Here is a 687-nt window from a genome sequence, read left to right as displayed (position 1 = left end):
CCGTGGGGCGCGCCCCACGGATGGGCATGCAGGTGCGCCCCCTCGTGCAAAATTTCCAGACATCAGGTTACACAGCCCCGACACGGGTCAGGAACCGCAGTTGTTCGACGGTTTCGACGCCTTCGCCGGTGACGCGACAGCCAAGCCGGTGACCCAGATCCACCAGTCCGCCGACCAGGGCCTCGTGGTCGGCATCGCCAATCGCGGCAATGAACGAGCGGTCGAGCTTGATCTTGGAGATGGGCAGGTAGTGCAGATAGCTGAAGGCGCTGAACCCTGTTCCAAAGTCGTCGATGGTCAGCGTGAAGTTGCGGGATTTGGCGCCTTCGACAAAACGCGCCGTTTCCTGGGAGTCGTAGCGGAACAGGGTGCTTTCTGTCAGCTCAAGCTCAAGCGCTTCGGCCGCGATGCCATATGTTTTCAGGATGCGGTCAATTCTTTCAAGAATGCGCGGATTACTGAGTTCCTTGGCCGAAAGGTTGATGGCAATCTTGAGGTCCAACCCCTCATCACGCCAGGCCCGAGTCTGCCGCAATGCCTCTTCGAGAATCCGCCCGCCCAACGGAATGATCTGGCCTGTTTCTTCGGCCATCGGGATGAAATCGTCCGGAAGGCTTATCCCTTTGAGTCCGGGACCGCATCATGTGGTGACAGGTGGCCCGAAATGGCGCAGAACATAGAGTGAAC

At 59.0% G+C, this 687-nt stretch carries 1 protein-coding gene; it reads right to left on the bottom strand.

The features are described 5' to 3' along the window. Positions 1 to 67: 67 nt before the first annotated feature. Positions 68 to 619 (bottom strand): EAL domain-containing protein, encoded by a 552-nt coding sequence (locus GHC57_RS19165; RefSeq protein WP_343031217.1) that lies wholly within the window; start codon positions 617 to 619, stop codon positions 68 to 70. Between the last annotated feature and the right edge of the window lie 68 nt (positions 620 to 687).

The sequence above is a fragment of the Roseospira navarrensis genome (assembly GCF_009601025.1).
Lineage (GTDB): Bacteria > Pseudomonadota > Alphaproteobacteria > Rhodospirillales > Rhodospirillaceae > Rhodospira > Rhodospira navarrensis.
This window is presented reverse-complemented; position numbering and strand designations above follow the sequence as displayed.